This is a genomic window from Jatrophihabitans sp., assembly GCF_046262535.1.
GTDB lineage: Bacteria > Actinomycetota > Actinomycetes > Mycobacteriales > Jatrophihabitantaceae > Jatrophihabitans.
Map to the genome: position 1 here is coordinate 1 of NZ_JBHEMO010000111.1, position 9,268 is coordinate 9,268.

Below are 9,268 nucleotides of genomic sequence, written 5' to 3' on the forward strand. Positions count from 1 at the left end.
GTTCCACGCCAAAACCTTCCACGCGATCGTCGACGGCATCGTCGAGTCGGTGGCGCACGCGCACCGCGACGTCGCTCCGGCCCGACTGCGGCTGGCGTTCGGCGAACTGCACGACGCGAGCATCAACCGGTCGCGCAGCTCATTCGAGCTCAATCCGACGAGTGACCGCGACGTCTTTCCGGACGCGATCGATCCGCAGACCTCGCTGCTGACGATCGAGCGGGACGGCGCGCTGGTCGGCGCCGTCAACTGGTTCGCCACCCACGGCACGTCCATGACGAACAAGAACCGGCTGATCTCCAGCGACAACAAGGGTTACGCCGCCTACGCCTGGGAACGGCTCGAGCACGGTGTCGACTATCTGTCCGCCGAACCGCCGGGCTTCATCGGCGCGTTCGCGCAGACCAACGCCGGAGACATGTCGCCGAACCTGAACCGGCGCCCGGGCAGCGGACCGACCGACAACGAGTTCGAGAACACCCGCATCATCGGGACGCGGCAGTTCCGCGCCGCCGCCGCGCTCGCCGGATCGGGCGCCGAGCTGACCGGCGGGCTGGACACGCGTCTCACCTACATCGACCTGACGGACTTCGCCGTCGACGCGGCCTTCTGCCCGGACGGTCGGCCGCACCGCACCTCAGGCCCGTACGCGGCCGCCGGCCAGATCGCCGGTACCGACGAGGGCAAGGGGTTCGCCGGATTCCGGCAGGGTCGCAACCCGCTGATCGATTCGGTGTCGGCCCAGGTGGCCTACCGCGCGTGGCCGCAGTTGCGGGATTCGCAGGCGCCGAAGGGGCTGGTGCTGCCGCGCGGGGTGAACCGGCTGTCGCCGCTGATCCAGGAGCGGATCCCGGTGCAGCTGGTGCGGCTCGGGCCGCTGTACCTGATCGGGCTGCCGGCCGAGATCACGATCGTGTCGGGCCTGCGGCTACGCCGCGCGGTGGCGGCGATCGTGGGCGCGGAGCTCCCGCACGTGCTCGTCGCCGGCTACAGCAACGGCTACATCCACTACGTCACGACGCCCGAGGAGTACATGGCGCAGCGCTACGAGGCGGGCAGCACGCTGTACGGACGGTGGGAGTTGCCCGCGCTGGTGCAGACCGTCTGTCGGCTCGCCACAGCCATGCACGAGGGCTCGCCGGTCGAGCGGGGGACGCCGCCACCGGTGCTGACACCGCGAGGGAAGGGGGTTCGCCGCACGCGACCGGACAGCCCGGCCGGTGGGGCGTTCGGCGACGTCCTCGTTGCGCCGCGGCGGCACTACCGGGGCGGCGACACGGTACGGGCGGAGTTCGTCGGTGCCTACCCGAACCATGATCTGCACCGGGGCGCGACCCTCACCGAGGTCCAGCGCGAGGCCGGCGACGAGTGGCAGCGGCTGGCCGACGACGGCGACTGGGAGACCCGCTTCGGCTGGCGACGAGCCGGGCGATCCGGTTCGCGCGTCTGGGTGACCTGGGACATCCCGGCCGACGCCGCGCCGGGGCGCTACCGGCTCGTCTACCGGGGCGACGTGCTCGAGCGCGACGGCGCGGTGCGGCCGTTCACCAGCGCAACCGACCCGTTCGAGGTGCGCTGACCGCCGCCCTCTCCGCGAGTTGTCCGTGCTTGCCCACATCATGACGTGGCGAAGCGCGGACAACTTCGGGAAGGGCAGGCGGGGTCAGGACGTGGCGCGGTGGTCCGGCTCCTCGACGCTGCTCAGCAGGTCGCCCTGACCGGCCGGCACCCGTGGCTTCGGCAGTGCGACGAGCCGTTGTTCGGCGACCTCGGGCGCCTGCGTCGACCGCGCGGTCTCGGTGATCTGCTGGGGCGCGTCGATGACGTCGCCCGGCTCGACGACCTGCAACTCGACCATCCGGCGCGCAGTGACGAAGACGCGGGTCTCGAGAGAGGACACCGTCTTGTTGTAGTCGCCGACCGCGTTGTTCAGCGAGCGGCCGAGCTTGTCGATGTGCCCGCCCATCGTCGACAGCCGCTGGTAGAGCTCGCGACCGAGCTTGTGCACCTCGGCCGCGTTCGCCGCCAGCGCCTCTTGCCGCCACGTGTAGGCGATCGTCCGGAGGAGCGCGACGAGGGTGGACGGCGTGGCCAGCACGACGTTCTGGTCGAACGCCCGCTCCTGCAGCGCGGGATCCTCGCGCAGCGCGGCGTCGAGGAACGCGTCGGCCGGCACGAAGCACACCACGAACTCCGGCGTCGGGCTGAAGTGCTCCCAGTACGACTTGGCGGCCAGCTGGTCGATGTGGGTCTTCAGCTGCCGGGCGTGGGCCTTGAGCCGCGCGTTGCGGGTCTGCTCGTCCTTGGCCTCCATCGCCTCGAGGTAGCCGTTGAAGGCCACCTTGGAATCGACGACGACGTTCTTGCCGCCGACGAGCTGGACGACGAGGTCGGGGCGCAGCCGGCCGTCGTCGGAGGCGACGGTCTGCTGCTCGACGAAGTCGATGTGCTCGGTCATGCCGGCCGCTTCGACCGCGCGCCGCAGCTGCATCTCACCCCATCGGCCGCGCACCTGCGGCGCTCGCAGCGCCGTGACCAGCTGCGCCGTCTCGGCGCGAAGCTGCTCGTTGGTCTGCCGCATGGAGCCGATCTGCTCGAGCAGCTTCTCGTAGGACCCGGCTCGGTCGAGCTCGACCGCGCTGAGCTGCCGTTCGACCTTGGACAGGGATTCGCGCAACGGCCCGACGAGGGCCTCTATGGCGATCTGGCGCCGCGCGAGATCGCCGTCGGCCGTCGCCTTCGCCGTCGAGAGCTTGGCAGCGGCCAGTTCGGCGAACTGCTCGTTGTTGCGCTTGAGCGCCTCGCCGGCCAGGGAGTCGAACGCCTCGCGCAGCCGCGCGTCGGCCCATTCCTCGCGCTCGCGTGCGGCGGCACGTTCCACGTCGAGGGTCGCCCCCAGGCGCGCCACTTCCTCGCTCAGCTCACGTGCGGCCGCCTCGGCCTGCGCGACAGCGCCCCGGCCGGCCGCCTCGGCCTGCGCGACAGCGGCACGCCCGGCAGCGTCGGCCCGGGAACGGCCCACCAGCACGCCGATCACCGCTCCGGTGAGCAGCGTGAGCAGCGCAATCAGTACACCGGCAACGTCCATGCGTCGATGCTCACACCGGGGACCGACAGTTTCGGGATCGACGCGCCGCAGCCCCGGTCCGGGCCTCCGTAGACTGGGCTGTTGTGAGTCTCACCATCGGCATCGTCGGCCTCCCGAATGTCGGCAAGTCCACCCTCTTCAACGCCCTGACCAAGAACGACGTCCTGGCGGCCAACTACCCGTTCGCCACAATCGATCCGAACGTGGGCGTCGTCGGAGTGCCCGACAAGCGGCTCGAGGTGCTGGCCGGGATCCACAACTCGGCCAAGATCGTCCCGGCCACCGTCTCGTTCGTCGACATCGCCGGCATCGTCCGCGGCGCCAGCACGGGGGAGGGCCTGGGCAACAAGTTCCTCGCCAACATCCGTGAGGCCGACGCGATCTGCCAGGTGATCCGCGCTTTCAGCGACCCGAACGTCGTCCACGTCGACGGCAAGGTCAGCCCGGCCGACGACATCGAAACGATCAACACCGAGCTGATGCTCGCCGACTTGCAGACGATCGAGAACGCACTGCCGCGACTGCAGAAAGAAATTCGCCTGCACAAGGACCGCGCGCCGCTGCTCGCCGCGGCCGAAGCCGCGCGGGACCTGCTGCAGACCGGACAGACGATTTACGCGTCGGCGTTGGAGCGCGAGCCCCTGCGTGAATTGCATCTGATGACGGCCAAGCCGTTCCTCTACGTCTTCAACGTCGACCCCGACGAGATCGCGAACACCGAGTTCACCGACGAGCTGCGAACGCTCGTGGCCCCGGCCGAGGCGATCTTCCTCGATGCGAAGACGGAGTCCGAGCTGATCGAGCTGCCCGACGACGAGGCGCTCGAACTGCTGCAGTCGATGGGACAGGACGAGTCCGGCATCGACCAGCTGGCCCGCGTCGGCTTCGCGACTCTGGGCTTGCAGACGTACCTGACGGCCGGGCCGAAGGAGGCTCGGGCGTGGACGATCAAGAAGGGGGCCACCGCTCCGCAGGCGGCCGGCGTCATTCACACCGACTTCGAGCGCGGGTTCATCAAGGCCGAGGTCGTGTCGTACGACGACTTGGTCGCGGCCGGGTCGATGGCGGAGGCCAAGGCGCGGGGCAAGGTGCGCATCGAAGGCAAGGACTACGTCATGGCCGACGGCGACGTGGTCGAGTTCCGCTTCCAAACAACATCAGGCGGTAAGAGCCAGGGCTGATCTCCGGCTTCATAGTCGCGGCGGCCGTCTCGTGGTCGGTCGCCGGCCGTACGGGAGACGCCTTCGGTCGATCGTCTGGCAAAGCGGATCGGTAGCAGTGGGCATTCAGTGAGATAGCCGATCGGGCGGACGCGCTCGCATACCACGGCGTCGGCCCAGGATGCGCTCATAGGAGAGCGGGCCGTGGAAGGCCAGATCTTGGGGCGCTTCGGGGTTAGCTTGCGCCGATTTACGTGGTTGGATACGAACGGTGCCTATTCGGGTATCGCCCGGGTCTTGAAAGGTGACGACGTGCACAGATCTGCACGCGCTCTCCGCGGCGCGGCTGCTGCTACCGCAGTGGTTCTGCTCGCAAGCGCTCTGAATGTTTCGCCCGCTCAAGCGGCTGGTTCGGGCCGCAGCAGCTTGTCCAATAGCCGTCCCGCGTGGGCGAACGCCCAGGCGCTGCGGTCGGCCGCTCCGGCGTCAGCGCCCGTGAATGTGCGCGTCTACCTCAATTGGCGCAACCCGGCCGGTGTCGAGCAGACTGCGCGCGCCGTTTCGACGCCCGGCTCGAGCCAGTACCGCAAGTTCTTGACGCCGGCGCAGTTCCGTGCTCAGTTCGCGCCGAGCCAGGCCAGCGTTACTGCCGTGCAGCAGTTCCTGCACGGTGCCGGGTTCTCCATCGTGAACACTCCCGCCAATAATCACTTCGTCGCCGCCGAGGGGACCGTCGCGCAGGCACAGAGCGCCTTTGCGGTGAAGCTGGGCGAGTATGCGTTCGCCGGGCAAACCCTGCGGGCCCCGGAATCGGCGGTGTCCGTGCCGTCCTCGCTCGCCGGGGTCGTTCAGGGCGTGACCGGGTTGGACCAGAGCGCCGCTCTGATGGTGCCGACCAGATCCGCGGCCAACGATCCGAACCAGAATCACGGCGCCCCTGGTATCGGTTTCCGCGCCGGGCGCCCGTGCTCGCTGTGGTACGGCGAGAAGACCGTCGCCACCCCGAACGCTCCCGCATACGGCACGAGCAGCAAGCCGCTCGCCCCGTGCGGATACACGCCGGCTCAGGTCCGCGGACTCTACGGGCTGGACAAGGTCGCTGCCGACGGCAGCGGGCAGACTGTCGCGTTCGTCGGCGCGAACGCCAGCCCCACCCTCAAGCAGGACGTTACGACGTACAGCAGCCTGCACAATTTGCCGGCGCCCTCGATCACCGAGATCGTCGCACCCGGCATCTACCGCCACCCCGACACCCCGAAGCAGGTCCCGGGTGACTTCTACGGCGAGGAAACCCTGGACGCCGAAGCCATCCACACCACCGCGCCCGGCGCGCACCTGCTCTTCGTCGGGTCCTCGAACGCCAATCAGGACTTCGATGCCAGCATCAACCACATCGTCAACAACCACCTGTCCAACATCATCTCGATCAGCTACGGCTTCGGCGGCGAGAACGTCCCCCAGGGCTTCATCAACAGCCTGAACAACACCTTCCTGCAAGCGGTGGCCACCGGCATCGGGGTCTACGTCTCCAGCGGCGACAGCGGCGATGAGGTCACCACGTTGGGCAGCCCGCAGGTCGATTTCTACGCCGACAGCCCGAACGTCACCGCCGTTGGCGGCACCTCGGCCTCGGTCAAGCCCGCCGGCGCGGCGCCCACCGCCGGGTACGCCTCCATCGATGACCCGGCCTCGGCGCTGAACCAGCCGGGCTGGGTGCGTGATTTCGAGGTCGCCTGGCAGACCGGTTTCGACCCCATCTCGCCGACCGCGACCGACCACATGACCAGCGCGCCGTACGTACTCAATGGCACACTCGCAGCGCCGCTGCCGGGCTCGTTCTTCGGAGGGGGCGGCGGCGGGGTGAGCCACGTCTTCGCCGAGCCGGCCTACCAGCGGGCCGCGATCGGCTCGCGCTCCGGTCGGGTTGTACCGGACATCAGCGCTCTGGCCGACCCGAACACCGGGTTCCTCACCGGTCAAACCCAGACGTTCAGCGACGGAACGTACTACGACGAATACCGCATCGGCGGCACCTCGGTAGCCGCGCCGCTCACCGCTGGCATGGCCGCCGTCGCCAACCAACTCGCGGGCGGCCCGCTCGGGTTCCTCAACCCGAGGATCTACGCGGCATACACCGCCGGCACCGGCGCCTACTACGACGTCGATCAGGCCGACCAGTTCGGCACAACGGTGAACGACCCGCTGCCGTCGGTAGTGCGGGTCAACTACAAGAACAGCGAGAATCCCTCGGCCGGGTTGTCCTACAGCCTGCGCACAGAGGAAGAACCGAACCAGACCCTGCACAGCACGCGCGGCTTCGACACCGCAACCGGCGTAGGGACACCAAACGGGTCCGGGTTCTTCAGCGCGATTACCAAGTAACCGACGCACCGGTGGTGCGGACGTCTCCAATCCGGCGGCGTCCGCACCACCGGCCCTCCATCGGCCAGCATGGACAGGCCGATCGTCACCGCGCCCCGCGTCCTACGGCTACGGCTGCTGAGAGCGAGCTAGGGCCGGCTGCGGTTGGGGCAGTCCGCGGCGCGGCGCCAGGCCGGCAAAGCTGCCCGACCTCTAGTCGTCGGGGACGGGCGGGCGGTCCAGGGGCTTGGTCGCGACGTAGCCGACGACCAGGATGACCGCACGCAGCGGCAATCCGTCGCGGAGGCGTTCGGCTGCGGCCGTTCGGGCGTGGTCCAGGAAGGCCTCTTCACCGACCGCCTGGATGGCTTCGTACGCCGGGCCGGTCGAGGCGATCGTTCGCGCGTAGTGCTCGGGGTCGGCGAATTCCCAAGCGAAGGGGATGTCGTGGCGTTCGACGTTCTCGAACCCCCAACTTCTCAGTAGCTGCTCGCCCGCGCCGGGTCTTCCGAGGCTGACCATGGCCGCCTGGTTCGCGACTTTCTCGCGCGTCGCCAACGTGAACGGCGACAGGGCCCACGCGCCGGGTGACGCCTTGATGTGGCCCCAGACGGTCAAGCCCATTCGGCCGCCGGGCCGCAGGACGCGACGGACCTCGGCCACGGCGTCCGGTGTCGTCCCCCAGATCCCGCGGAAGCTGGTGACGACGTCGAACGTGCCGTCGGCCCAGGGCAGGGCGTGCATGTCGCCGACGCGCAGATCCGCCTCCGGCGACCGATCACGGGCGATCGCGATCAGACGCTGCGATGCGTCCAGTCCGGCCACGGTGGCGCCCCGAGCTGCGGCCAGCTCCGACCCGCAGGCGACATCCAGCACATGGTCGCCCGGACCGACCCCGAGCAGTTGGTGCAGGGAGACGTACTCGCGACAGTTCCCCGGCTCGCTCAGGCTGGCGAAGTCGACCGCCTTGCGTCCCCACCCCTCGTCCACCAGGAGCCACTGGGCCGGCGCCGGATCCGGCTGTTTCGGGTCGCGTTCGGATGCCATGGGCCGACGATAGGGACAGCGGTGGACGGAATACAGGGGGTGGTGCGCAGCGCGACTCAGAGGTTCGACGGCCAGGCCGGCGTCCGCCGCGTCCGCTGCGTCAGGGCAGCAACGGAGGCTGCGCGAGCCGAGCCAGCTGCAGTGCCTGCTGCGGGAACCAGTCGCCCGCGGCCGGATCGACCATGCCGCCCCATTCAGGATCGGTGGCGCTGCCGGCGATCCCGCGGTTGCACTGCCCGTCCGACTGGCCGGGCGTCTTGATCCACAGATACGCGTCGACCAGTGGCACGCCCGTGTCAGTGGTGGGACGCAGGCCCAACCCGCGACCAGGCGGGTTGCACCAATCCTGCTTGTCCGGATACGGCGTCGTGGTGGTCCACGGCCCCTGCCCGTTGCGGCTCGTGTCGACCACGAAGTGGGCGAGTTGGGTCGTGCTGGTCGGCGGGTTGGGGCCGTTGTCGACGTTGGCCGCGTACCACTCGTCGGTCAGGTGCCACGTGCTGTAGTCGGTCGGCGTCGCCGGGTAGTACTGGCTGGCGCAGTAGTCGTAGTGGCCGACCCGCCAGCCGCCCTCTGCGGTGTTGGCCGCGTAGTACAGGCACTTCGAGATCCACGTCCCGTACTGGTCCAGCTGCGGAGTCGGCTGGTAGTTCGACACGTTCAGCGAGAAGCCCTGGAACTCGCGGACTCCGGCTGCGTCCAACCGCTGCGCGATGTCCCCGACCGAGTGCCAGGCGCTGTGACCGGCGTCTAGGTAGACGAGCGCAGCCGGGTCGGCTTGCATGATCGCCTCACCCGCGTAGCGGATGTCGGCGATCCGACCGGCGGTCAGTGCCGCCACGTCCTGCCCGGCGTACGCACCGGGGCAGTCGCTGGGCAGGTTGGCCAGGCCGTCCGGCTCGACGATGACGATCACGCGCTGACGCGGTGGCAGGCCGGAGGCCAAGCCGTCGGCCCACGCGCGGTACGCGGCGTCACTCCCGGCGCCACCCGACGAGTACTGCGAGCAGTCCCGCCCCGGCACGTCGTAGGCCACGAGCGTCGGCACCGATCTCGCCACGTGTGCGTGGACGGAGACCGCATGGACGGCCTTGCGAACGTCCTTCGGCGTCCCGCTGGAGAACCACACTGCCTGTGGCGTGGTGATCATGGTCGCGACCAGGGCGGCGTCGCGGGAGGCCCCGACGCGTTCAAGTTGCGCCACCTGCTGCGCGGCACCGGGGACGGGGGGCGGGACGTAGAGATGAGTCCCGGCCGGCAACGGGTCCGCGATCGTGGCGGCCGCCGGCCCGGCGGCGAGAGCCTGCGCGGCGAGCGCGGCGCCGAGAGCGAACGCGGCAGCCATCCGACGGCGGGGGGGCATTGTGGTCATCGTGGTCCTTCGCGACACAGGGCGTAAAATGGACAAGAGAGCGCTCTCAGCGTGCGTCACGAAGCGAGGAAACGCAAGAGCGGCAAGCGGCGAAATTTGCTGCAACACTCTGCGCGACTTGCGTGTCTAGTAAGTCCGTGGAGACGCAGAGGGCGGTGCTGCCGGTGTCCTCGTTCGAGGTCTTCGTCCGCGAGCACTCCACGAACCTGCTCCGGACCAGCTTCCTGCTGACCGGCGACC

General features: G+C 69.3%; 6 protein-coding genes. 3 read left to right on the plus strand and 3 right to left on the minus strand.

The genetic code is table 11. From position 1 onward, the window contains the following. Positions 1-1,579 (plus strand): neutral/alkaline non-lysosomal ceramidase N-terminal domain-containing protein (locus tag ABR571_RS14965; RefSeq protein WP_409454003.1); only part of this gene is annotated, 1,579 nt, incomplete at its 5' end. An 84-nt stretch (positions 1,580-1,663) separates the two neighbouring features. On the opposite strand, the gene ABR571_RS14970 is transcribed toward ABR571_RS14965, so the two are convergent. Beyond that, entirely contained in the window at positions 1,664-3,088 is a 1,425-nt protein-coding gene (locus ABR571_RS14970; RefSeq protein ID WP_409454004.1) for a DNA recombination protein RmuC, read from the minus strand. A gap of 83 nt (positions 3,089-3,171) precedes the next feature. Between ABR571_RS14970 and ychF the strand changes: the two genes are divergently transcribed. Next, positions 3,172-4,269, plus strand: a complete 1,098-nt coding sequence (gene ychF, locus ABR571_RS14975) for a redox-regulated ATPase YchF (RefSeq protein ID WP_409454005.1) — start codon at positions 3,172-3,174, stop codon at positions 4,267-4,269. Positions 4,270-4,452: 183 nt separating this feature from the next. Beyond that, positions 4,453-6,630: a protease pro-enzyme activation domain-containing protein gene (locus ABR571_RS14980; protein WP_409454006.1), complete on the plus strand. Its 2,178-nt coding sequence runs from the start codon at positions 4,453-4,455 to the stop codon at positions 6,628-6,630. Positions 6,631-6,822: 192 nt separating this feature from the next. Here the strand turns inward: ABR571_RS14980 and ABR571_RS14985 are convergent, their stop codons facing one another. Beyond that, a complete protein-coding gene (locus ABR571_RS14985) occupies positions 6,823-7,656 on the minus strand; it encodes a class I SAM-dependent methyltransferase (protein WP_409454007.1) in 834 nt (277 codons plus the stop codon). A gap of 100 nt (positions 7,657-7,756) precedes the next feature. After that, positions 7,757-9,019 (minus strand): glycoside hydrolase family 6 protein, encoded by a 1,263-nt coding sequence (locus tag ABR571_RS14990; RefSeq protein WP_409454008.1) that lies wholly within the window; start codon positions 9,017-9,019, stop codon positions 7,757-7,759. Between the last annotated feature and the right edge of the window lie 249 nt (positions 9,020-9,268).